This window comes from Exiguobacterium sp. s168, from assembly GCF_018619035.1.
In the GTDB taxonomy this organism is placed as follows: domain Bacteria; phylum Bacillota; class Bacilli; order Exiguobacteriales; family Exiguobacteriaceae; genus Exiguobacterium_A; species Exiguobacterium_A acetylicum.
On sequence record NZ_JACSNE010000028.1, the window covers coordinates 1 to 22,925 of the forward strand.

A 22,925-nucleotide genomic window follows, 5' to 3' on the forward strand; every position below is an offset into this window, starting at 1 on the left:
CATGAAGTGTTTGACTTGCTCGTTTTTGTGACCGAAGTCACGATTGACGAAGCTTGCGCTTCATTCATGTTTGTATTCCGTAGAATACGATTTTTGCCTCATCGTTCAGTTTTCAAAGTTCGTCGTGTCGTTTTCAGCAACTTTAATATCTTAACAAGTTATCAACCCGATTGTCAACAACTTTTTTGATATTTATTTTTGTGTGTCACGACCATTCGCGGCACAAGAAGTAATATACCATGGCTTTTTGAATCGTACAAGCATTTTATTAGAAAAACATTTAAAAACTTTCATTTACCCGTTTTTTGACTCGTTTATCCCTACATTGACTTCAAAAAGAACGCTCCGTTCCTTCTATAAGGTATAGAAGGAACGGAGCTCTACTCATTAATTTTGTTGATGACGCATCGTCGGGAAGAGTAACACATCACGAATCGATGGCGCATTCGTCAACAGCATGACGAGACGATCGATCCCGATTCCAAGACCACCCGTTGGCGGCATACCGTACTCGAGTGCTTCAATGAAGTCTGTATCCATTTCATGTGCTTCGTCGTTTCCTGCTTCTTTTTCGACGAGTTGTGCTTCGAAACGTTCACGTTGATCGATTGGATCGTTCAATTCCGTGAAGGCATTCGCATGCTCACGACGGACGATGAATAATTCAAAGCGATCCGTAAAACGTGGATCCTCTGGATTTTTCTTCGCCAGCGGTGATACTTCAACAGGGTGACCATAGACGAATGTTGGTTGGACGAGTGTTTCTTCTACTTTTTGTTCGAAGAACTCATTCAAGATATGTCCCGTCGTCATGTGCGACTGGACTTCAACAGCGTGTTCATGTGCCAGTTCAAGGGCACGTTCGTTTGAAATCTGTTCGAAGAAGTCGACACCTGTTGCTTCTTTAACGAGATCTACCATGTGTGCTCGTTTCCAACCGACAGATAGATCGATGACGTCTTCTCCGTAAGTGACTTGTGTCGTACCGAGTACTTCTTGTGCGACGTGAGCGATCAGATTCTCTGTTAAGTTCATGATGTCTTTATAATCCGCATACGCTTCATAGAGTTCGATCATCGTGAATTCTGGGTTATGGCGTGTTGAGATTCCTTCATTACGGAACACACGACCGATTTCGTAGACTTTCTCAAGTCCACCGACGATCAAACGTTTCAAATGGAGCTCGATCGCAATCCGCATGTAAAGCGTCATGTCGAGTGCATTATGATGCGTGATGAACGGACGAGCCGATGCTCCACCCGCAATCGTGTGCAACATTGGTGTTTCGACTTCCAAGTATCCGAGGTTATCGAGATATTGACGGATTCCACGAATGACTTTACTCCGTGCGATGAATGTCTCACGTGATTCTTGGTTCGTAATAAGGTCGAGGTAACGCTGACGGTAACGTTGTTCGATATCTTTTAATCCGTGATATTTATCCGGAAGTGGACGTAACGCTTTCGTTAATAACGTAAATGCTGTGACGTGAACAGAGAGTTCACCAACATTCGTCTTGAACACGTAACCTTGGATCCCGACGATGTCACCTAAGTCACATGTCTTATAAATCTCATAGGCATCTTCACCGACATCATCTTTACGGACATACAACTGAATTTGACCTTGTACATCCTGGACGTTCGTAAAGCCAACCTTTCCTTTACGACGTGTCGTCATGACACGACCCGCGATGGCAACTTCCGGTTTCAGTTCAGCCAACTCTTCTTTTGTATGTTCACCAAATGATGCACGAATGCTCGCAGTATCCGTCGAACGTTCAAAACGTGCGCCGAATGGATCGAGACCTTGTTCACGCATGGCGTTCATCTTACCGAGACGCACCTGCATTTGATCGTTCATTTCCATATCCTGACTCACTGTCTTCACTCCTTTTAATAATGGTTCACGACGATTCTCTCGAATAAAAAGCTGCCGGAATGACCGACAGCCCTTTAGAAAACCGATACGCTCATCTTCAATGCAACTAGCGTACCACAAAACGACTCTGTCCGACCATACTTTACCTGTTAGGCATATGCTACGTCTTCTTCGAGTGTCCGCAAGTACTGCTGTAAGAGTTCAACGAGTCCCGCGTGCGTATCGATATTAAACAACGCATTGCGAACGCGACCGTTCCCCTTCATTCCTTTCAAGTACCAAGCGACGTGTGTCCGCATTTCGCGCACGGCGAGTTCTTCTCCCTTTAGCGCGACCAGTCGCGTGGCGTGCAAAAGACAAATATCAATCTTCTCGCGCGCTGTCGGTTCTGCCGGAAGCGTTCCTGATTCGAGATACTGGATCGTCTGATACAACATCCATGGGTTCCCGAGAGCTGCCCGTCCGATCATGACACCGTCGACGCCGATCTCGTCAATCATCCGTTTTGCATCTTGCGGAGTCTGAACATCTCCATTTCCGATGATTGGAATGTTGACCGCTTTTTTGGCTTCCCCAATGATGTTCCAGTCTGCGACACCTTCGTACTTTTGAGAACGTGTTCGCCCGTGGATGGCAACGGCTTTCGCACCACCCGCTTCTGCCGCTTTGACATTATCGACACAATAGATGTGATGACTGTCCCAGCCGGTCCGCATCTTGACCGTCACCGGTTTATCGATCGCTTGCGTTACCGCATGGACCATCTCATACACCTTATCGGGATCAAGCAACCATTTCGCTCCAGCATCACTTTTCGTGACTTTCGGAACCGGACAGCCCATATTGATATCAATGATGTCGGCATTCGTGTTCGCTTCGACATATCGTGCTGCTTGAACGAGCGTCTCTTTTGAACCACCATAGATTTGAAGACTCAGCGGTTTTTCCCGCTCATCCACATAGAGCATCTGTAGCGTCCGTTCGTTCTCATACAAGATGCCTTTATCGCTGACCATCTCCGCACAGACAAGTCCTGCACCGAATTCTTTTGCGATTAATCGAAACGCCGGATTACAGACGCCTGCCATCGGCGCCAAGATGACTTGATTCTTCAGTTTGACATCGCCAATGTTAAATTCCATTATTGTTCCTCCGCTTCTAAAAGACCACCTAAGCGTCGCACACCGTTTCGTTCTGTCTCCGGTAACTGCTGATACAACCGCTCGACACTTTGCCCAAGACCAGGTACGACGAATGTTGCTGCGAGCTCACGTAATGGTGCGAGAACGAATGCCCGCTCTTGCATCCGCGGATGCGGAACGGTTAATCCTTCGAGGTCAATGCGTTCTTCCTCATACAGCAAAATATCTAAGTCAAGCGTCCGTGGTCCATTTTTGAACAGACGCTCGCGTCCTTCTAGCTGTTCAATTTCCTGCAGTCGTCCAAGTAAGACATCTGCCTCATCCGTCGTTCGAACTGCGACGACCATATTATAGAATAAATCCTGATCGAGATACCCGACAGGTACAGTCTCATAAATGGAAGAGGTCTTTACGTCATGAACGGACGGTAACGCTCTTAGGCGAGCAATCGCTGCTCTTAAGTGAGCCGCTTTATCACCGATGTTCGAACCGAGTGCAATATAAGCTTCCTTCATGCATAGTCCTCCCGAAGGCGATTGATCTCGACCGCCACATGTTCATAATGACCGGCAATCGGCGGATCCGGTTTGATGACCTTGATCGACGCTTCTTGAATTCGCTCATCTAACGCAAAGACTTCTTTTGCGATACGATCCGCCAAGGCTTCGACGAGTTGGAGCGGTTCTCCTTCGACGACACGTTTCGTCGCTTCATACAATTCGGCGTAATTGACACTTTTCGTCAAATCATCCGTCCGACCGGCTTCTGCCAATGCAAGTCCGATCGATAAGTCGACATTAAAGCGTTGACCGAGTTTCGTCTCTTCTGCGAATACACCGTGATACCCATAAAAACGCATTCCTGTTACGTGAATTCGATCCACCGTTATTCCCCCTTCGTCGCAGCCAACATGATGTCCATCATCTGCGCTGCCCGTTTGACTTCTTTGACGTCATGCACACGCACCCAGTCACATCCTTGTTGAATCCCGTAGCAAACCGTCGCAATCGTTCCTTCGAGTCGTTCTTCCGTCGGTAATCCAAGCGCGAGACCGATCATCGATTTACGAGACGTTCCGAGTAAAACTGGATATCCGAAGTCCGTTACGATCGATAGATGACGCATTAGGTACAAGTTCTCTTCATGCGTCTTCATGAACCCAATCCCCGGGTCGAGCCAAATGTGCTCTTCCGCCACACCTGCCTGTTTCGCTAATCGGATTGATTCCTCAAGGTCAGCCCGAACTTCTGCAAGCATATCTTCCCCATGCGCCGTCTCCCGGTTATGCATCAAAATGATGGGTACACTGTATCGTGCTGCGACGTTGACCATCGAACGATCGCCCCACTTCGAGCCCCAAACATCGTTGATGATGTCCGCTCCTGCTTGAATAGCAGCTTCTGCGACGACCGGTTTGTACGTATCGATCGACACGAGGACGTTCAGCTCTCGTTTGATTCGCTTGATGATCGGTAAAACACGAGCGAGTTCTTCTTCGACTGATACGAACGCTGCACCCGGTCGTGTCGACTCTCCACCGACATCGATCGCATCCGCTCCGTCCGCGACGAGCTGACGCGCTTGCCGCATCGCTTGTTCGACATCGACATATTGTCCACCGTCTGAAAAGGAGTCCGGCGTCACATTCAAGATACCCATGATGTAGGTCATCGTTGTTCCCTCCTTGTCGTCACATGTTCGACGGATTGATCGAACAGCGTCATGATTTGTGCATATCCTAATCCGTTGATTCCGGGGAAAGGACGTCCGTCAAGTGACGAAATCGCGACCGCTTCCTGAACGGAATTCGTATAGATGATCTCGTCTGCTTCTTCGAGCTGTGGTAAATACGCCAGGCGTTCTTCGACCGGTAAATGTTGCATGAGGAACTGACGAGTAATTCCGTTCAGTGCACCGGTCTCAAGCGGTGACGTATACCATGTACTTCCGTAACGCCAAAAAATATTTGACGTAATCCCTTCACAGACATGACCTTCCTTCGTTAAAAACAGCCCTTCTGCTTCCGGATTGAACAATTGGCGTTTCGCCACTAGATTGTTCATGTAATGATGCGACTTCAAGCGGTATGTCGTCTCCGGTGTACTACGCGGTAAACGAATCGTCTCGAGTGCCCGTTCCGCCCGTTTTCGCGGAGCGATTGGTTTCGCATAGATCAACACGGTCGGCGTGTCGTAAGGATCGATTGATAACCCGATCTCGCGTGGACCGGCCGAGACATTCAACCGAATGTATAAATCGTTCGCCTCATATGCTGCATACAAATCTTGGATCGCTTGCCGTAAGGTTTCCCGGTCATATCCTAACTGGATCCCGAGTGCGACACAACTCATCCGTAAACGTTCGATATGGTCATCAAACAAAAACGGATGTCCATTATACGTCCGAAACGTCTCGAACACACCCATCCCGTAGACGAATCCGTGATCGAGTGGGGAGATGCGTACCTCTTCTTCTCGTTTAATAGTTCCGTCATGCCAGAGATACATAATGCGTCAACTCCAAGAAATTTTTTAACATCTGCTTACCGTCTCGCGTCAAAATCGCTTCCGGATGGAACTGGACACCGAGAATCGGCAACGTCCGGTGACGGAGTGCCATGATTTCTCCACCTGCTTCCGCCGTCACTTCGAGCACTTCCGGGAATGTTTCGCGTTCAACGACGAGTGAGTGATAACGTGTCACCGGTGTCGCTTGTGGGATCCGTTCAAAGATGCCTTGTCCGTCATGCGCCAGTGGCGAGACTTTTCCGTGCATCAATTCCTTCGCTCGGACGACTTTACCACCGAATACTTGTCCAATCGCTTGATGACCTAAGCAGACCCCTAGTATCGGCACCTTCCCAGCAAAGTAAGCAATCGCCTCTAAACTGATCCCCGCTTCATTCGGCGTACAAGGACCTGGTGAGATGACAAGATGATCAGGTTGCAACGCTTCGATTTCCGCAAGCGTGATCGCGTCGTTGCGAAATACCCGGATGTCTTGCCCAAGTTCGCCGAAATACTGGACTAAGTTGTACGTAAAGGAATCATAGTTATCAATTAATACAATCATTGCGTTACCTCCGCTGTTTCTTTTGTCACCCATAACGCTTTGGCTTTACTAAGTGACTCTTCGTATTCACGTGCTGCGTCCGAATCTGTGACGACTCCAGCACCTGCTTGAACATATGCCATCCCGTCTTTTGCGACGAGTGTCCGGATCAAGATATTGAAAATGACATCATCCGCCCAACTGATGAAGCCAAGCGACCCAGTATAGATACCACGCCGGACCGGTTCCAGTTCTTCAATGATTTCCATCGTCCGGATTTTTGGTGCGCCAGTGATCGTACCACCTGGGAACATCGCAGCGAGCACCTGACTCCCCGAGTGTTCCGGAGCTACTTCCCCTCTGACGTTTGAGACGATGTGCTGCACGTGCGAGTATTTCTCAATCACCATCAACTCATCGACATGAACCGTACCATAACGACTGACGCGTCCTAAATCATTCCGCTCTAAATCAACAAGCATCACATGTTCTGCCCGTTCTTTTTCGTTATCGAGTAAGGTTTTCGCAAGTCGTAAATCCTCTGCTTCATCCTTCCCGCGTGGCCGTGTTCCCGCGATCGGGCGTGTCGCTAACGCATCACCGATTTTTTCAACGAGCAACTCGGGTGAGGCGGACACGAGTGTTAAATCTTCATCCGCAAAGTAGCCCATGTACGGAGAAGGATTGACTTGTCGTAATACATCATACAAATGTTCCGCTGTCGTCCCAAGCGGCTCTTGTTGACGGACGGACAAATTAATTTGGAAAACGTCACCGTCCTCAATATAGGATTTAATCCGGTGTGCCGCTGTCATGAACGCTTCCTGCCCGAAAGCCCGTTCCCGCTCACCTGATGAACCAGTCGCTGTAAATTGAGGTGCGTCCGTCTCGATGCACCAACGCGCGACTTCCGTTTCAAGAACTCGCTCTGCTTCTTTTGCCGTGTCTCGTGTCACGGCAATGAACAACTGCTTCGTCTCCTCATCAAACACAGCGACTTCATCGTACCAGTAAAATGACAGATCGGGTGTTTGCAAATCATCCACCGCTCGCTCCGGTAGCTTTTCTAAATAACGAACGGCATCATAACTGACGTAACCGGCAAATCCACCAAAGAAAGGTGGCATTCCATCCGGTCGGATCGATTCACGTTCGACGCGGAGCTGTTCGAGTACATCAAACGGATTCGCCGTCGACATCTCGACTTTTCCATCTGTCTCAATCGTCGTCATCCCGTCCTTCGTCCGGACGTATCCGACAGGACGAGTCGCCGCCATCGTATACCGTCCGATTCGACCGCTTTCGAGCCAGACGTGTCCCGCTGTTCCATTCGTCTGTTCAACATATCGATTGTAGAATTGTTCTTTCGTCCATGGTACTGCTTTGTATTTCGTCTGTCGCATACGCGTCCCCCACTTCACACTATTCTGCTCTCATTATACGCAAAAAAGTACACGGAAGCCGAATGACTTCCGTGTACGTCCAGTTGATTACTTCGATTGGTCTGCTTCTTCCTCGATTTGATACAGCGGTGTACTTAAGTACCGCTCCCCATTCGAAGGAATGATCGCGAGAACGTTTTTCCCTTTCCCGAGACGTTTCGCCGTCTTGAGCGCTGCTGCAATCGCAGCACCTGACGAGATACCACCTAAGACACCGTTCGTCTTCGCTGCTCGCCGTGCGTGATCAAATGCTTCTTCCGTCGTGATCTGCTCAACACCATCATAAATCTCAGTATCAAGAATCGACGGCACGAATCCAGCACCGATTCCTTGCAGTTTGTGCGGTCCCGGTTTACCACCCGATAAGACAGGTGAATCCGTTGGTTCAACAGCAATGATTTCAATCCCTTGGAAGGCATCGCGTAACACTTTACCAGCACCGGTGATCGTTCCACCCGTTCCAATTCCCGCGATGAATGCATCGAGTTGCATGCCTTCGAACGCTTCGACGATTTCAGGACCTGTCGTTTTTTCATGAACGACTGGATTGGCACCGTTATTGAATTGTTGTGGCATGAAGTAACCGTGTTCTTCTGCTTCCGCTGTCGCGCGAGCGATCGCACCCTTCATTCCTTCAGGACCCGGTGTCAGAATCAATTCCGCACCATAGGCGCGGAGCAACGTCCGGCGCTCCATGCTCATCGTTTCCGGCATGACGAGAATGGCGCGATATCCTTTCGCCGAAGCGACCATCGCTAGTCCGATGCCTGTGTTCCCACTCGTCGGCTCGATGATCGTGTCTCCTTCTTTAAGTTGACCCGCTTCTTCTGCTGCCTCAATCATGGATAACGCGATCCGGTCTTTTACGCTTGATCCAGGGTTCATGTACTCCAATTTCAGATACACATCTGCATCCTCAGGACCCGTTAGATGATGTAACTTGACGATCGGGGTCCGACCGACTAAATCTAATACTGAATTCGCAATACGCATGACCATTCCTCCTCATTAGTGAACCGCTTGAATTCCAAGTAATCCGATAGACTAATTATCAGCGGACTGGATGAAATCTGTCAATCAAAGCGTTTGACTTCCGGCTTTTTTCCATCCTTCGTCTGGCGTTCGACCGCTTCTTGAATCAAACGATCAATCGTCTGTTTTTCCTGTTCCGTTCGCATCGTCTGATAGACCATCGCGCGCGTGATTTTCTCATCACCGACTTCGGCGACGACATCCTCGAGCGGACCACCGATGCTGTCTTGAACGATTTTAGGAGAATCGACCTTTGGGAGCTCACCCATGAAGGCGTAAGCACCGGTCATGAAATTCGTCAACATTAAGATGAAGATCAACATCCACAAGTACTTAGGTTGTACATTCCCCATATTAGATCCCTCTTATGCTCTTTCGAGTGATTTTTCACGAAGTTCCTCTAATTCTGGAACATCATAGTGATAATGCTCTGAACAGAAGTGACAAACCGCTTCCGCACCACCATCTTCATCAATCATCGCTTGAATCTCATCTGGTCCAAGAGCGATGATCGCTGTCGCTAATTTTTCACGGTCACACGTACATTCGAATGATACCGGAATCGTATCAAGATGTTCGTAGTCACCGAGAACGAGTTCTAACATTTCTTCTGGTGTTTTTTCCTCACCGACGAGAATCGAGATCGGTTTAAGGGCTCCAACACGTTTTTCAAGTGCTGAGATCGTCTCTTCCGACGCACCTGGCATCAATTGAACGATCAAGCCACCTGCTGCAATGACTGATTCGTCTTCCGGATAGACGAGAACGCCAGCTCCAACGACCGATGGGCTTTGTTCCGATACAGCGAAGTAATACGTGAAGTCTTCGCTGATCTCACCTGTTTGAATCGGCGATTGACCACCGACGAAGTCACGCAACCCGAGGTCTTTGATGACAGAGATGTTTCCGCGACCGACCGCTTCACCGACTTTTAGTTTCGTCAGACCGTCTGCATTAACGTACGTATCCATTTCGACACGGGGACGACTGACATATCCACGAACGACACCTTTTGCGTCAGCATCGACGATGATTTTCCCAATCGGTCCATCGCCTTCGACTTTTAATGTGACTCGTGTATCGCCCTTTTGCATCGTACCCATCATTGCGCCGATTGTCAGTGTTCGACCGAGCGCTGCCGTGACGACCGGTGTCGTCTGGTGACGCAGTTGCGCTTCATAGACCGTTTTTGTCGAACGGATCGCAAACGCACGGACTTCTCCATTGAAACCTAACGCCCGTACTAAATAGTCATCTTTTAATTGTGCTAATAATTCTTCACGTTTCATCTTGATTCCCTCACTTATTTCTTTCGTAGATAATCCGTAATCCATCTAACGTCAAGAATGGATCGACGATCTCAATCATCGTGGATTCCTCGCTGATTAATCGGGCTAAGCCACCAGTCGCAATGACCTTCGCTTCTCCCATTTCTTCTTTCATCCGGTGAACGAGTCCGTCCACCTGTGCCACATATCCGAAATAGGTCCCCGACTGCATCGCATGGATCGTATTCCGTCCAATCGCTGACTGCGGTTTCGCGATTTCGATTCGCGGCAATTTTGCTGCCTTATTATAGAGTGCCTCGGTTGCAACCATCACACCGGGTGAGATGATGCCACCGTAATACCGTTTTTGTGCATCGATGTAACAATACGTCGTCGCTGTTCCGAAATCGACGATGATCATCGGCCCCTCGTATTTCGCCGTCGCCGCTACTGCATTGACGATTCGATCGGCTCCCACTTCCCGTGGATTATCGACTTTTAAATCGAGTCCTGTCTTGATTCCTGGTCCAATCAAGAACGGACGACGTTTAAAGTAACGCACACACATATTTTCTAGTGGAAACACGACGGGGGGTACGACAGATGATAACACGATTCCCTCGATTTCTTCCACGTTTAGCTCTGCGTCACGGAACAACGCTTTGACGAGCATACCGTATTCGTCCGTCGTCCGTGTCCGGTCTGTCGCAATCCGCCAATGCTCAATCAACTCTTGTCCTTGATAGACACCTAAGACGATATTCGTATTTCCGACATCGATGACTAAAATCATTTGCTTATTTCCCCGCTTCTTCTCAATTTTCATGCTTCTATTGTATTCCGTTGTTTCACGATCGGAACTATATACGTTGTGATTATACCATGCTCGTATGGTCACACCTACCGATGTGTATTCGCTCGATCTGCCACAAAAAAGAACGGATTCGATATCAATCGAATCCGTTCCATCCGTTTACACTTGATCGTCGCGACGCGGCGTATCTGGTGTATCCGTATCTACATTTTTCCCTTCGTCAACGACTGAACCCATTTGCGTTGGAGACTCTGTCGGTTGATCAACAGTTGCATCTGTCGATTCCGGTGCTTTCTCTTCTGCTGTTGGAGTCGTTGCTTCTGGTTCATGTTTTTTGTATTCGCCTGTCTCTAGGAGATGGTGAATTTGTTTTTGATCAAGTGTTTCAACTTCAAGCAACGTTGTTGCAATCAAGTCGAGCTGATCGCGTTTCTCAGTCAGGATATCTTTCGCTTTTTGGTAACAGCGGTTGATGATCGCTTGGATTTCCGTATCGATCTCGTGTGCAATTGCATCCGAGTAATTCTGTTCGTTTTGGAAATCACGACCGAGGAAGACGTTACCGCTTTGACCTGATCCGAATTGAAGCGGTCCGAGTTTTTCACTCATCCCGAACTCCATGACCATTTTCCGTGCAAGACCTGTCGCACGCTGGAAGTCATTGCTTGCTCCAGTCGAGACTTCTCCGAAGACGATGTCCTCTGCGACGCGACCACCGAGCAATCCAGTAATCTTATCTTCGAGTTCCGGCTTCGTCATGAAGTAACGATCTTCTTTTGGCAACATGACGACATATCCACCCGCGTTACCGCGAGGAACGATCGTTACTTTGTGTACTTCATCCGCATCGTCGAGCGTGACACCAATGATCGTATGTCCTGCTTCGTGCCATGCGACAATCTTTTTCTCTTTCGGCGAGATGATCCGGCTCTTCTTCGCTGGTCCCGCGATGACACGGTCAATCGCTTCTTCGAGATCAACGATCGACACTTTATCACGGTCTGAACGTGCTGCAACAAGTGCTGCTTCATTCAGAAGGTTCTCAAGATCCGCACCTGAGAATCCAGGTGTCCGCTGTGCGATAGCTTTCAAATCAACCGTTGAATCGAGCGGTTTATTCCGTGCGTGAACTTTCAAGACTGCTTCACGACCGACGACATCTGGACGGTCAACCGTGATTTGACGGTCAAAACGACCTGGACGGAGTAATGCTGGGTCAAGAATATCAGCACGGTTCGTTGCTGCGATCATGATGATGCCTTCGTTTTCACTGAATCCATCCATCTCAACGAGAAGTTGGTTCAATGTCTGCTCACGCTCATCGTGTCCACCACCGAGACCTGCGCCCCGTTGACGACCGACAGCATCGATTTCATCGATGAAGATGATACATGGTGCATTTTTCTTCGCGTTTTCGAACAAGTCACGGACACGTGATGCCCCGACACCGACGAACATCTCAACGAAGTCAGAACCTGAAATCGAGAAGAATGGTACGCCAGCTTCACCAGCTGCAGCACGCGCGAGCAACGTCTTACCTGTACCTGGAGGACCTACGAGGAGGACACCTTTCGGAATACGGGCACCGAGTTTCGCGAATTTACGTGGATCTTTCAAGAATTCGACGACTTCGACGAGTTCTTGTTTCTCTTCGTCTGCGCCGGCTACATCATCAAACGTGATCTTTTTCTTCTCTGTATCATAGAGGCGTGCCTTCGATTTCCCGAAGTTCATGACGCGACCGCCACCACCGCCACCTTGTGCTTGATTAATCAAGAAGAAGAAGAGGATGAAGATGATGATGAATGGAACGATCGTCGTCAGTAACGCGATCCAACCACCATTCGTTTCTGCTGCCTTGAAGTCCAATTTGACTCCTTGGCTTCTGAGTTGCGTATAGAGATCCGTTAATTCCGTATCAACAGCCGGTACGACTGTCTCATACGTCGAATCTTTTTCACGCAAATCTCCTGTCACATTATACGTCTGCCCTTCATATTGGAAGGTAGCCGTCTTGATTTCACCTTTTTCAACAGACTCGACAAACTGTGTGTAATTGATTTCTTTGCTTTTGTTCACTGGACTCTGCAAGTATTGCAGAAACAAGATCAAAGCTAGAAAAATGACCCCAAACACGAGGGTATTCTTCACTGCTCGGTTCATCTTATGCCTCCTCTCCGCATCCATCTCGTTTTTCTAGTGGATGAATACGAATCCTGGCGCGACAGGGCGCGCTTTGTAATTGGTTTCATCTTATCATGGGACAGACGAGATTAAAAATAATTAGCCGCCATAGACTGCAGGTTTCAAGACACCTACATACGGAAGGTTACGGTATTTCTCTTCGTAATCCAGACCATAACCGACGACGAATTCGTGTGGAATGACGAAGCCGCTGTAATCTGCATGCAAGTCATTCTTCCGTCCTGTTGGTTTGTCGAGCAACGTCACGATCTTAACAGACTTCGCTTTCCGGTACTTGAAGAGGTCGACGAGGTAACCAAGCGTCAATCCGCTGTCGATGATATCTTCGACAATCAAGATGTCGCGTCCTTCTACCGATGTGTTCAAATCTTTTTCAATCTTGACTTCACCTGTTGATGTTGTCCCACCGTGATACGTTGAAACGTCCATGAAGTCCATTTCAAGATGCATATCCATCTTTTTCACAAGATCAGACATGAAAGGCATTGCGCCTTTTAAGACACACACAAGCAACGGAAAACGATCGTGATAATCCGCTGTCAATTCGCCGGCGAGTTCGCCCACTTTATTTTGGATCTCTTCTTCTGAAATCAGTACTTTTTCCATATCGTTCATCAAGGTCATGCTAGGTATTCCTCCTCCATAATAAACACTACATTACCATTCTATCATTAAATAAGATTTTGCGAGGAGTTCAAATGACCCGAATATTGCAATTCGATGTCCAATGACGGCTAAAATCACTCCATTTGCATCGACGACGACCGGAACCTGTTCCCGGAGATAACGCGGAACCTTAGCATCAATCAGAATTCGACTGACTTTTTTCGAACCCACAGCAAGCTGGATTCGATCTCCCGGACATGGCGGGCGCACCGTCAACGGGAACGCAATCGCGTCCAGCGGGATACCTTGGTTTCCGATTGAGAAGCGAACCATTTGTTCACCATAATGATACGTTCCCAAATTCTCCCCTACTTGAAACGGTAAATCGTCATTCATTGACCGTATCACACGATCCTGCATCAAAAAGCCATATGCACGTCGCATCCTCCAGTTTCCATAATACACTTCGTCCGAGCCCTTATCCACCCGAAGCCACGTGATGAAGTGACGAATCGTTTCTGAAGAAAACGTTTCTCCCGTTAGCGTCGGCAAGACAAGCCGCTGTAAATCCGTCGGTAATTCTAAAATACGTGCTACCGGAATTCCGTTCGCTTCCTTACATCGGTCGAGATACGTCGCGACGAATGTCACCTGCTCACGCATGATTTGCTGTCGCGCATGTGCTGCAGCTGCTGTTGCTTGTTCAAACTCCGGACGAATTTCTCGGAGTGGCGGAACAATCATATGTCGGATTTGATTGCGCAAATAAGTAGTTTCTGCATTTGACGCATCTTCTCGCCACGGAACTTCATGTTGCAACGCATACTCGAGCAAAGCCTGCTTCGATTCATGTAGCAACGGTCGATGCAACCAACCGTTACCAAACGGACGAACGACGGGAATACCATCAACCTGCGCTTCTCCACGAATGAGCTGAATGAGTAGCGTCTCAATTTGATCGTCTTGATGATGGGCGAGAATCAGACGCGAGCGCCCGGTCTCTTCCATGATTCGTTCAAAAAACGCATATCTCTCTTCGCGACAAGCTGCTTGAGAGCTCGTACGTCCTGTCCATTCTAAACGCGTCATGAAAAAAGATATCTTTCGGGCCGTTGCCCACTCCTTAATAAAGCACGCTTCTTCGTCGGACGCCTCTCGTAATCCATGATGCACATGCGCAATCGCGATATCGTAACCTTCTTTGTACAACCGATCGACGAGTACCATCGAATCACAACCTCCCGAAACACCTACTAAAAGTGGTTCGAACGGCATACCTTCCATAGCGATTTCCCCCTTTCCGTTAAAACCTAAAAAAAGCTATCTCTATATAATAGAGATAGCTTTTGAGAATGACCCGTACGGGATTCGAACCCGTGTTACCGCCGTGAAAGGGCGGTGTCTTAACCGCTTGACCAACGGGCCAAAAAAATATGGTAGCGGCGGAGGGAGTCGAACCCACGACCTCACGGGTATGAACCGTACGCTCTAGCCAGCTGAGCTACACCGCCATATTTTTAACTCGTGCGTCTTAAGCACATTTTCTATAATACGGGCAGGTCAAATGAAAGTCAACGCTTTTTCTAAAAATAATTTCAAAAAAATAAAAGATGGAATGAACGGCGTCATTCCATCTCTATTCTTATAAAGAACAGGTCAGCAAGTTATTGACGTTTTGCGCCGCGTCCGCCACGTTTTGAATCCGTTTGACGTTTCAATGTAGCAAGACGATCTTCACTATCTTTCAGGAAACTAGACATCAGCGTATCGAACGATTGTTCTTTGCGCGGTGGTGGTGTACCACGGCCGCCTTTGTTGAAGCCTCCACGGTTACCGCCTCCACGTGGTCCTTTGTTATCGAACGAACGTGGTCCACGATCTTGTCCTGCTGGACGTGGTCCACGGTCGAACTGACGTGCAGGACGAGGACGTTCGCCTTCTGGACGATCGACGGCTTTTTTGATGGAAAGACCAATCTTACCATCGTTTTCAACACTTAAGACTTTGACGGTGATTTCTTGACCAACCGTCAACACATCATTGATGTCTTTAACGTAAGAATCTGCCACTTCACTGATGTGAACAAGACCAGTTTTCCCTGTTGGTAACTCAACGAACGCTCCGAAATTCGTGATGCCTGTTACTTTCCCTTGCACTTTGCTGCCTACTTCAATCGACATAAATTGTATTGCTCCTTTTTAGTTGATTCGTTTCTTATTATACGAGTGATTCATTCTTTTTTCAATCAATCGGCAACCTTCAATTAGTCTTCCGGTGAAAAGTAGAAGATCGTTTCCCCTTTTTTCGAATAGAGCAACTCGCTCCGAGCTAAGTTCGCTACATACTCTTTATCATTGAGACGATTGATTTCTTCCTTCAGACGGGCGGTCTCTTTTTTTGCTTTCGTCTGCTCTTGTTCAGCGACTTGAAACGACTGCTTTTGTTCAGCGATCAATTGCCGTTTTTCCATGTATGACCACCCCATGAGGGAAAAGATGAGCAAAAAGACGGTCAGACACAAGAAAAAGCGATTTTTGAGGCGTCGACGGTTTTCGATGGCATTCTGACTCAACTGCTTCTTACGGTCATTGAGCGGCTTGATCTTTGGCGCTGGACGCCCTGATTCGAGCGGTGTTGGCATATCATCCCTCCTCTTTCTGAGTGGTCATCCCTGACACTCTTTAGTATACTTCCTTTTTCCGGTAAATTACATCGATTCTTCGGAATTCACCTTTTCTTCACGGATGATCTCATACATATCAGACGCTTCTTCTTTTTTGGCATGTTCTTTAATGCTCGAAATCGCAACCGTGACAATCTTGTTTCCGAACCGGATTGTCATCTCATCACCTGCTGCTACCGTGCTACTTGCTTTCGCCACATTACCATTGATCGTGATCCGACCTTGATCCGCTACTTCTTTTGCAAGCGTCCGTCGTTTGATCAGACGCGATACTTTTAAAAATTTATCAAGTCTCATGACTGTTCCTCCTGCTTCGCTTGATGCCAGAGTGAATCTTGCTCTTCAAGCGTCATCTCAACGAGCGGTCGGTCCGCTAGTTGTTCCATTCGCGTAAAGCGACGGATGAATTTATCATTCGTCTGTTGTAGCCCCTCTTCTGCCGAGAGACCGAGGTATTTCCCGACGAGCGTCATCGAAAACAGAACATCTCCGAATTCACCTAGTCGTTCTTCTGGTGCGGCTTCCTTCAATTCACGTAACTCTTCGATTACTTTTTCAAGTGCACCCTCGACGTCACTCCATTCAAAACCGACTTTCGCCACTTTCTTTTGAATGTCTTCTGCGCGCATCAAAGCGGGTGCTCCTTTTGTCACACCATCGAGCAAGGAAGTCCGCTCCGGCTTTTCTTGTGCTTTGATGTCTTGCCAGTTCGAAACGACGTCTGCTGAAGAATCGACTGTTGTTTCCCCAAAGACATGCGGATGGCGACGAATCATCTTATCACTGACGCTTCCGATGACGTCTCGAATATCAAAATACCCTTCATCTAGACCAATTTGTGCGTGGAGCATGACCTGTAAAAGGACGTCTCCTAGCTCTTCTATCATTAAGTTATCGTCCTGAAGGTCGATTGCTTCCAGTAATTCGTAAGATTCTTCGATTAAATGACGTTTTAAGGACTCATGCGTCTGCTCTTGATCCCATGGACAACCGCCTTCACCGCGTAATCGCGCGATGATCTCTTTTAGTGTCGCGAAGTCACGGTTCAACGTCTGCTCATCCGTGACCGGTGGCACGTAGACTGTCGTCAAGTTACTGAGCGTCGTCACATGATCGAGTTCATATAACGGTACGCTTTGGACGGACTGTTTGCTTGTACCCGCTGCCGTGACCAAAGTGACTAGATGTTCGTCCGGATAACGTTCCATCAACTGGACCTTTAAGTCGCCCGCGACGAGCGCATCATAAACTTGTCCAATTAGTAGATGCTGACGGATCTGTGCTTCATCGACGGCAAACGCTGTTGCATCAAGCAACTGGAATCCTTCAATTGGATCCACACCAAGCGCTGCGAACATCGGATCAAGAAAACTTTGTCCGCCTATGACGTCGACCGCGTCCGTCCGCTCTAATAACTGCTGGACGGTACTCTCCGCGACCAGTGGATGACCTGGGACGGCATAAATGATGTCCGTCGTCTTTGAGAGACGAAGCAATTCCTCAACGATTTCTGTGTATACGTCTTCAAACCGACTATGTCGTTCGTAAACCGAGTCAAATGATGTAAACTTCATTCCCTCTGCTGCGAGTTCTGAAACGACTGGATGATCCATTGTCCGTAAATAGACAGGCTGTGTCGTGTTTTTTAATAATCGATAGATGCCAAACGGCAATTGTTCGAGTTCGCCGACGCCAAGACCGACGATTTTGATTCGGTGTGTCATATGCTCCTCCTACGTTGGTACATCTGATATAACTTATCTCCTAAAGGCAATAGCGCCCACTCTTGTTCTGTTAATGCACGGACGCGTAACGCCATACTGCCATAAATGATGGCACCACCGACGACAAGGACGCCGACTTCGAGTGCCGCACCGATTCGTGTCTCAAGCTCAAACAGCTGAAAGAACGTTTCGATCAGATACAGAAACACACCCATGGCGAGCACAGGTAAGACCAGTCGTCGGTAGAACGTGTTTCCTGCCGATACGCGACCAAACTTCCGGTTCAATAAAATCCATTGTGCTGCCGCCATGACGGCAAAACCGCCAAATGTCGCCATACCCGCCCCGATCATACCATATCGGGGAATGAAATAGAGATTCAGAGCGAGCTTCGCCCCTAATCCGACAAGAACACCAACGAGCGCATACTTTTCAGCATCGACCGACTGGAGACAAGAGACGATCATCATCGCAATCGAAGCAGCAAATGCCGTCGCCGCGAGCCAAATCAGTCCTGCTGTTCCTTGGTCATCTTGATATAACGCAATATTGAGCGGACGCATCACACCCATTAGTCCGATCGTCGCTGCAGCGGCAATCAATAGACCGGAACGGAGTAATGTCTCCAGTTGTTGACGCATCATCTGCGAATCGTGTTTACGATATGCGGTCGATAAGGACGGAACACTCGCAAGACTCATCGACGTTGCAAAGAGAATCGCAAATTGGAGTAACGGATACCCACGGTCGAGCACCCCTTTTTCAATTTTCGTCTCCGTCGTATTGCCAAGTAGATTGACGAACGTCAATCCATCGATCAATTGCATCAGCAATAAAGCAAGTGAGGCGATACTGACCGCCACCCCGCTTGTCACGAGCACCTTTCCGACCCGCCGTACGTGAATACTTGAAAATACAGGGCGACCGATTTTTCCTTTCGCAAAACGTAACAGGACGAATAACGAAACGATGCTACCGCCGATCGCTGTCAGATGGGCACTGGCACCAATCCAGTAAGGGTCCGCCTGCATCGAGACACCGATATAGGTCACGAGCAACAATAGTCCGACGCGGACGGCATTTTCAGAGACTTGGGATACAGCCGTCGGTCGCATCTCGAGATCTGCTTGAAACATACCTCTAAGAACGGCAATCACGGGTAGTAAATAAAACGTACATGTCACCGCACGCAAGGGAACGACCAGTTTCTCATCCCCGAACCACCCTGCGAGCGTTGGGGCGATCCACCAACCAAGTAATCCGAAGAAGACTGTCATCGCAAGCAAGACATAGAAAATCGACCACAAGACTTCTCGTTTCTCGTCTGGATGATGGAGCGTCAACTTCGCCACGATGACGGGCAGCGCATAAATGCCAAGCGCTGCCGCTATCGCGAATAAGGGATAGACCGTCTGATAGACGTACAATCCGAAATCGCCGGCGAGATTCTGATATGGAATCCGGTAAAAGAAGCTGAGCAATTTCGAGATATAGCTAGAGATCGCAAGTAGTGCTGCGCCTTGCGCAATCGTTCGTCTATTCATCGCGCGACGAGCCGACGATCAAGCTCTGCTAGCAACTGTTCTGCCTGCATCGTCATCTGTTGCGTCGACTGTTTATTCCGGTTCAGGGTCAAGACGAGTTTCTGTTCTTGTTGTCCCATGCCTAGACCACGTCCTAGCGGAACAGTCCATTTAACGAAGTCCGCCACGTCAAGCTGCTGTGTGGATTCGAGCGACAAAACGATTTCGATTTTCGGATCGGTTTGTTTGACACGCTCGACACGCGCCCGTTCGGCAAAAATCCTCATCCGTGTCAATTGGATTAAACGAGCAACCTCATCTGGGAACTCACCGAATCGTTCGAGTATCTCTGTTTCGAGCTGTTCGAGACTATCGACGGTATCGACATATTTCAAGCGTTTGTAAAACTCGATTTTCAGCTCGGAGTCCGTCATGTAGTGTGATGGAATATACGCATCAAGACTGAACGTGAACTCCGGCACGAATTTCTGGACGCGTTTTTTACCTTTCATTCGTTCTTTGCGTTCTTCAACTGCTTCTGCCAGCATCTGCGAATAAAGATCGAAACCGACCGAATCAATGAAGCCCGATTGTTGGGAACCAAGTAAGTTCCCGGCACCGCGAATCGATAAGTCGCGCATCGCGATCTTAAAGCCGCTACCGAGCTCTGTGAATTCCTTGATCGCCTGTAGACGACTTTCCGCGACTTCCGTCAATCGTTTTTGCGGACGGTACGTAAAGTACGAATAGGCGACGCGGCTTGACCGACCGACACGACCGCGTAATTGATACAGTTGGGATAGTCCCATTTGATCCGCGTCATGAACAATCAACGTATTGACGTTCGGAATGTCGATTCCTGTCTCGATGATTGTCGTACTGACAAGAACATCCGCGTCCCCTTCGAAGAACGCGATTAACTGACTCTCGAGTTCGGTTTCCGTCATCCGACCGTGCGCCGTCACGATTCGCGCTTCCGGTACGAGCGCACGAATCTCTTCTGCCTTTCGCTCGATGCCTTCGACCCGGTTATAGAGGAAGAACGCTTGTCCCCCTCGACCGAGTTCCCGCTCGAGTGCTTCCCGCATGACGATTCCGTCGTATTCCATGACATACGTTTGGACCGGGTAACGGTTTTCCGGCGGTGTCTCAAGGACCGAGAGATCACGGATTCCGATCATCGACATGTGCAATGTCCTTGGAATCGGTGTCGCCGTCAACGTCAAGACGTCGACGTTCGTCTTCAACTGTTTCAGACGTTCTTTATGTTTAACGCCGAAACGTTGCTCTTCATCAATGATCAACAATCCGATATCAGCGAACTGGACGTCTTTCGACAGCACACGGTGTGTTCCGACGACGACATCGATCGTCCCCTCTTTTAGTCCTTGTTTCGTCGCCTTTAATTCTGCTGGCGAACGGAACCGGCTCATGACCGACACACGAATCGGCCATTCACTGAATCGCTCAAGCATCGTTTCGTAGTGTTGTTGTGCAAGGACGGTCGTCGGTACGAGCAACGCAACTTGTTTTCCAGACATGACCGCTTTGAACGCTGCCCGAATCGCCACTTCTGTTTTTCCGTATCCAACGTCGCCACATAATAGACGATCCATCGGACGCGGACGTTCCATATCTTTCTTGATCTCGGCAATCGATCGCAATTGATCGACCGTTTCCTCATACGGGAAGGAAGCCTCGAACGCTTGCATGTTATCGTCGTCCTCTGGGAACGCAAAACCGACGGCAGCTTCACGAGCAGCATAGAGCTTGATCAATTCATCAGCGATATCTTCGACCGATTTTTGAACCTTCGCTTTGACCTTTTTCCATTCCGTCCCGCCGAGTTTATAGATCTTCGGCTCTTTCCCTTCAGCCCCGACATACTTTTGAATCAAGTCGATCTGATCGACAGGAACATACAAAGAGTCCTCTCCCGCGTAAACGAGATGGAGATAGTCCTGATGATTACCGGCTACATCAATCGTCTTGATGCCGTGGTACCGACCAATCCCATGATGAATATGAACGACGTAATCGCCTGTCTTCAATTCTTGGTAGCTCTTAATCCGTTCAGCGTTCGTCAGCTTCGTCGTTTGCTTCCGGCGACGCGCTGGTTGCTTGAAGACTTCTTCTTCCGTGATGACGACGAGACGCGCATTCGTCATCTCGAATCCACCATGAATTCCCCCAATCAGGATCGCTGGTTGACCACGAGTGATGCCTTCTTTCGTTACGATCGAGGCTTCGACCCCATAATCGGATAACGTCTGACGCATCCGCTCGGCACGTTCTCGGTTACTCGCTAAGAAAACCATCCACATGTCAGCGCGACGATATCGCTCGACTTCTTGCTTCAGGCGTTCCATCTGACCATGGAACGGTGCAATCGGTTTGATGCTGAAATGGATTGCCGCACTTTCCGGTACCCCACTCCGGCGGGTCGGTAGGAGCGAGAGATACAACAATGGTTGTCCTTCAAAGACATGTGCCATCGGAACAGACAGGACGTAATCACTGACGCTTTGTCCGCGTTCAATGAGAGACGCCATCCATTCTGCTTCCTCTGCATCCTGGACTTCCGCCGCTTCTTCGACCCGTGCGACTTCATCGACGATCAAGACGCTTCCCGTCACGTCTTGACGTAACGTCGACGTGTAGAGAATCGGTGCATACTTCGCGAACTGTTTCGGACGATCGCCGTTTTCTAACAACTCGACGTCATAGGCGATTCCCTCTTCAAGTGCCGCGAGGACCTCCGTACTTTGGACGCGCTCTTTCGTCGCCTCATAAAGACGACGGACTTTTTCACCCGCGTCCTTCAACTGATCCTTCGTCGCGAAGTGTTCGGCTGCTGGCATCAAACATGCTTCTGCGACGACACCGAGCGAACGTTGAGTCTCCGCATCAAATGTATAGATCGAGTCGACTTCCTCGTCAAATAGATCGAGCCGGTACGGACGTTCGACCGTGAGCGGATAAATATCGATGATACTTCCGCGAACAGCAAACTCACCTGGTGTCGTCACCGTCGCTGTCCGTTCGTACCCCGCATCGACTAAATCCTGGACGAAGTCCGGAATCGATAAGATGTCGCCCGGCTTCACCTGTTTGACGTGTGACAGGAACGTCTGTGCATCTGGAACATATCGACGCAAGCCAACGAGCGGAATGATCAGGATCCCGTCGTCTGTCGTCAGTAAACGATGGCGGGTCTCGATCCGCGTCGCCCGCAGTTCTGGACTGGCGCCATAAGAAAGTTCTGCTGCTAACGTCTCATCGACTGGATAGAGCATGACGTCTTCTTCCGGTACGAGTTCAATCAAATCATCGTACAGTTTTTGCGCTTGGAACATATTATGTGTCACGAGTACGAATCGACGTTTCGTCTCCTGATAAATCCCGGCGACGAACAATGCTTTCCCACTGTTCATCAGACCGGTGATCAACTGGGCGTTGACACCGTCCCGGAAGCGTTCCCGAACCGTCTTGATTTCAGGAATCGCTAGTAAGAGTTCTTGTAATTGTTTCATCTTCTTCCTCCTAAAACACGA

General features: G+C 48.8%; 22 protein-coding genes and 2 tRNA genes. 1 reads left to right on the forward strand and 23 read right to left on the reverse strand.

Annotated features, from left to right (window positions below; genetic code table 11):
* Nucleotides 1-189: hypothetical protein (locus tag KNQ15_RS13910; protein ID WP_214729816.1), on the forward strand; the 189-nt coding region annotated here is incomplete at its 5' end.
* A 198-nt stretch (nt 190-387) separates the two neighbouring features.
* On the opposite strand, the gene lysS is transcribed toward KNQ15_RS13910, so the two are convergent.
* From lysS to mfd, 23 genes are all read right to left on the reverse strand, one after another.
* Complete coding sequence (gene lysS, locus KNQ15_RS13915; RefSeq protein WP_214729822.1) at nt 388-1,869, reverse strand: lysine--tRNA ligase; 1,482 nt, start codon at nt 1,867-1,869, stop codon at nt 388-390.
* Nucleotides 1,870-2,030: 161 nt separating this feature from the next.
* The gene (gene dusB, locus KNQ15_RS13920; RefSeq protein WP_069940144.1) at nt 2,031-3,023 is read right to left on the reverse strand and encodes a tRNA dihydrouridine synthase DusB; all 993 of its coding nucleotides are present in this window, start codon (nt 3,021-3,023) and stop codon (nt 2,031-2,033) included.
* Entirely contained in the window at nt 3,023-3,538 is a 516-nt protein-coding gene (folK, locus tag KNQ15_RS13925) for a 2-amino-4-hydroxy-6-hydroxymethyldihydropteridine diphosphokinase (RefSeq protein WP_047392671.1), read from the reverse strand. Before folK ends, dusB begins: the two co-directional genes overlap by 1 nt.
* A complete protein-coding gene (gene folB / locus KNQ15_RS13930) occupies nt 3,535-3,906 on the reverse strand; it encodes a dihydroneopterin aldolase (protein WP_029343068.1) in 372 nt (123 codons plus the stop codon). Before folB ends, folK begins: the two co-directional genes overlap by 4 nt.
* 2 nt (nt 3,907-3,908) lie before the next feature.
* The gene (gene folP, locus KNQ15_RS13935; protein ID WP_214729817.1) at nt 3,909-4,694 is read right to left on the reverse strand and encodes a dihydropteroate synthase; all 786 of its coding nucleotides are present in this window, start codon (nt 4,692-4,694) and stop codon (nt 3,909-3,911) included.
* Entirely contained in the window at nt 4,691-5,530 is an 840-nt protein-coding gene (locus tag KNQ15_RS13940) for an aminotransferase class IV (RefSeq protein ID WP_214729818.1), read from the reverse strand. The genes folP and KNQ15_RS13940 overlap by 4 nt, the downstream gene beginning before the upstream one ends.
* Nucleotides 5,514-6,095 carry an anthranilate synthase component II gene (locus KNQ15_RS13945; RefSeq protein ID WP_058703631.1) on the reverse strand — a complete coding sequence of 194 codons (582 nt, stop codon included), beginning with the start codon at nt 6,093-6,095 and terminating at the stop codon, nt 5,514-5,516. The genes KNQ15_RS13940 and KNQ15_RS13945 overlap by 17 nt, the downstream gene beginning before the upstream one ends.
* Nucleotides 6,092-7,477: an anthranilate synthase component I family protein gene (locus KNQ15_RS13950; RefSeq protein WP_214729819.1), complete on the reverse strand. Its 1,386-nt coding sequence runs from the start codon at nt 7,475-7,477 to the stop codon at nt 6,092-6,094. The genes KNQ15_RS13945 and KNQ15_RS13950 overlap by 4 nt, the downstream gene beginning before the upstream one ends.
* 87 nt (nt 7,478-7,564) lie before the next feature.
* Nucleotides 7,565-8,509 carry a cysteine synthase A gene (gene cysK, locus KNQ15_RS13955; RefSeq protein ID WP_023466565.1) on the reverse strand — a complete coding sequence of 315 codons (945 nt, stop codon included), beginning with the start codon at nt 8,507-8,509 and terminating at the stop codon, nt 7,565-7,567.
* 80 nt (nt 8,510-8,589) lie between these two features.
* Nucleotides 8,590-8,901, reverse strand: coding sequence for a SurA N-terminal domain-containing protein (locus KNQ15_RS13960; protein WP_023466564.1), 312 nt, complete (start codon nt 8,899-8,901; stop codon nt 8,590-8,592).
* Between the two features lie 12 nt (nt 8,902-8,913).
* Entirely contained in the window at nt 8,914-9,837 is a 924-nt protein-coding gene (gene hslO / locus KNQ15_RS13965; protein ID WP_029343062.1) for an Hsp33 family molecular chaperone HslO, read from the reverse strand.
* Between the two features lie 10 nt (nt 9,838-9,847).
* Nucleotides 9,848-10,609, reverse strand: coding sequence for a type III pantothenate kinase (locus KNQ15_RS13970; protein WP_035399500.1), 762 nt, complete (start codon nt 10,607-10,609; stop codon nt 9,848-9,850).
* Between the two features lie 180 nt (nt 10,610-10,789).
* Nucleotides 10,790-12,793: an ATP-dependent zinc metalloprotease FtsH gene (ftsH, locus tag KNQ15_RS13975; RefSeq protein WP_214729820.1), complete on the reverse strand. Its 2,004-nt coding sequence runs from the start codon at nt 12,791-12,793 to the stop codon at nt 10,790-10,792.
* Nucleotides 12,794-12,913: 120 nt separating this feature from the next.
* The gene (hpt, locus tag KNQ15_RS13980) at nt 12,914-13,459 is read right to left on the reverse strand and encodes a hypoxanthine phosphoribosyltransferase (RefSeq protein ID WP_023466560.1); all 546 of its coding nucleotides are present in this window, start codon (nt 13,457-13,459) and stop codon (nt 12,914-12,916) included.
* Between the two features lie 33 nt (nt 13,460-13,492).
* Nucleotides 13,493-14,725 carry a tRNA lysidine(34) synthetase TilS gene (gene tilS, locus KNQ15_RS13985; protein WP_069940142.1) on the reverse strand — a complete coding sequence of 411 codons (1,233 nt, stop codon included), beginning with the start codon at nt 14,723-14,725 and terminating at the stop codon, nt 13,493-13,495.
* 69 nt (nt 14,726-14,794) lie between these two features.
* Nucleotides 14,795-14,866: transfer RNA gene (locus tag KNQ15_RS13990), tRNA-Glu, on the reverse strand.
* Between the two features lie 9 nt (nt 14,867-14,875).
* A tRNA-Met gene (locus KNQ15_RS13995) sits at nt 14,876-14,952 on the reverse strand.
* A 153-nt stretch (nt 14,953-15,105) separates the two neighbouring features.
* Complete coding sequence (locus tag KNQ15_RS14000; protein ID WP_023466558.1) at nt 15,106-15,621, reverse strand: S1 domain-containing RNA-binding protein; 516 nt, start codon at nt 15,619-15,621, stop codon at nt 15,106-15,108.
* Between the two features lie 83 nt (nt 15,622-15,704).
* Nucleotides 15,705-16,082, reverse strand: coding sequence for an FtsB family cell division protein (locus KNQ15_RS14005; protein ID WP_023466557.1), 378 nt, complete (start codon nt 16,080-16,082; stop codon nt 15,705-15,707).
* Nucleotides 16,083-16,148: 66 nt separating this feature from the next.
* Nucleotides 16,149-16,421, reverse strand: coding sequence for an RNA-binding S4 domain-containing protein (locus KNQ15_RS14010; RefSeq protein ID WP_023466556.1), 273 nt, complete (start codon nt 16,419-16,421; stop codon nt 16,149-16,151).
* Nucleotides 16,418-17,848, reverse strand: a complete 1,431-nt coding sequence (gene yabN, locus KNQ15_RS14015) for a bifunctional methyltransferase/pyrophosphohydrolase YabN (protein ID WP_069940141.1) — start codon at nt 17,846-17,848, stop codon at nt 16,418-16,420. The genes KNQ15_RS14010 and yabN overlap by 4 nt, the downstream gene beginning before the upstream one ends.
* Entirely contained in the window at nt 17,845-19,392 is a 1,548-nt protein-coding gene (locus KNQ15_RS14020; protein ID WP_069940140.1) for a putative polysaccharide biosynthesis protein, read from the reverse strand. Before KNQ15_RS14020 ends, yabN begins: the two co-directional genes overlap by 4 nt.
* Complete coding sequence (gene mfd / locus KNQ15_RS14025; protein ID WP_214729821.1) at nt 19,389-22,904, reverse strand: transcription-repair coupling factor; 3,516 nt, start codon at nt 22,902-22,904, stop codon at nt 19,389-19,391. Before mfd ends, KNQ15_RS14020 begins: the two co-directional genes overlap by 4 nt.
* Between the last annotated feature and the right edge of the window lie 21 nt (nt 22,905-22,925).

Bases quoted from the DNA above. Each gene is read 5' to 3' on its own strand.
- ftsH (WP_214729820.1), bottom strand. From the start codon at position 12,793: ATGAACCGAGCAGTGAAGAATACCCTCGTGTTTGGGGTCATTTTTCTA.
- dusB (WP_069940144.1), bottom strand. From the start codon at position 3,023: ATGGAATTTAACATTGGCGATGTCAAACTGAAGAATCAAGTCATCTTG.
- KNQ15_RS13960 (WP_023466564.1), bottom strand. From the start codon at position 8,901: ATGGGGAATGTACAACCTAAGTACTTGTGGATGTTGATCTTCATCTTA.
- KNQ15_RS14020 (WP_069940140.1), bottom strand. From the start codon at position 19,392: ATGAATAGACGAACGATTGCGCAAGGCGCAGCACTACTTGCGATCTCT.
- folK (WP_047392671.1), bottom strand. From the start codon at position 3,538: ATGAAGGAAGCTTATATTGCACTCGGTTCGAACATCGGTGATAAAGCG.
- KNQ15_RS13940 (WP_214729818.1), bottom strand. From the start codon at position 5,530: ATGTATCTCTGGCATGACGGAACTATTAAACGAGAAGAAGAGGTACGC.
- tilS (WP_069940142.1), bottom strand. From the start codon at position 14,725: ATGGAAGGTATGCCGTTCGAACCACTTTTAGTAGGTGTTTCGGGAGGT.
- cysK (WP_023466565.1), bottom strand. From the start codon at position 8,509: ATGCGTATTGCGAATTCAGTATTAGATTTAGTCGGTCGGACCCCGATC.
- KNQ15_RS14005 (WP_023466557.1), bottom strand. From the start codon at position 16,082: ATGCCAACACCGCTCGAATCAGGGCGTCCAGCGCCAAAGATCAAGCCG.
- folP (WP_214729817.1), bottom strand. From the start codon at position 4,694: ATGACCTACATCATGGGTATCTTGAATGTGACGCCGGACTCCTTTTCA.
- lysS (WP_214729822.1), bottom strand. From the start codon at position 1,869: ATGGAAATGAACGATCAAATGCAGGTGCGTCTCGGTAAGATGAACGCC.
- yabN (WP_069940141.1), bottom strand. From the start codon at position 17,848: ATGACACACCGAATCAAAATCGTCGGTCTTGGCGTCGGCGAACTCGAA.
- KNQ15_RS14010 (WP_023466556.1), bottom strand. From the start codon at position 16,421: ATGAGACTTGATAAATTTTTAAAAGTATCGCGTCTGATCAAACGACGG.
- mfd (WP_214729821.1), bottom strand. From the start codon at position 22,904: ATGAAACAATTACAAGAACTCTTACTAGCGATTCCTGAAATCAAGACG.
- hslO (WP_029343062.1), bottom strand. From the start codon at position 9,837: ATGAAACGTGAAGAATTATTAGCACAATTAAAAGATGACTATTTAGTA.
- KNQ15_RS13970 (WP_035399500.1), bottom strand. From the start codon at position 10,609: ATGATTTTAGTCATCGATGTCGGAAATACGAATATCGTCTTAGGTGTC.
- hpt (WP_023466560.1), bottom strand. From the start codon at position 13,459: ATGACCTTGATGAACGATATGGAAAAAGTACTGATTTCAGAAGAAGAG.
- KNQ15_RS14000 (WP_023466558.1), bottom strand. From the start codon at position 15,621: ATGTCGATTGAAGTAGGCAGCAAAGTGCAAGGGAAAGTAACAGGCATC.
- KNQ15_RS13945 (WP_058703631.1), bottom strand. From the start codon at position 6,095: ATGATTGTATTAATTGATAACTATGATTCCTTTACGTACAACTTAGTC.
- KNQ15_RS13950 (WP_214729819.1), bottom strand. From the start codon at position 7,477: ATGCGACAGACGAAATACAAAGCAGTACCATGGACGAAAGAACAATTC.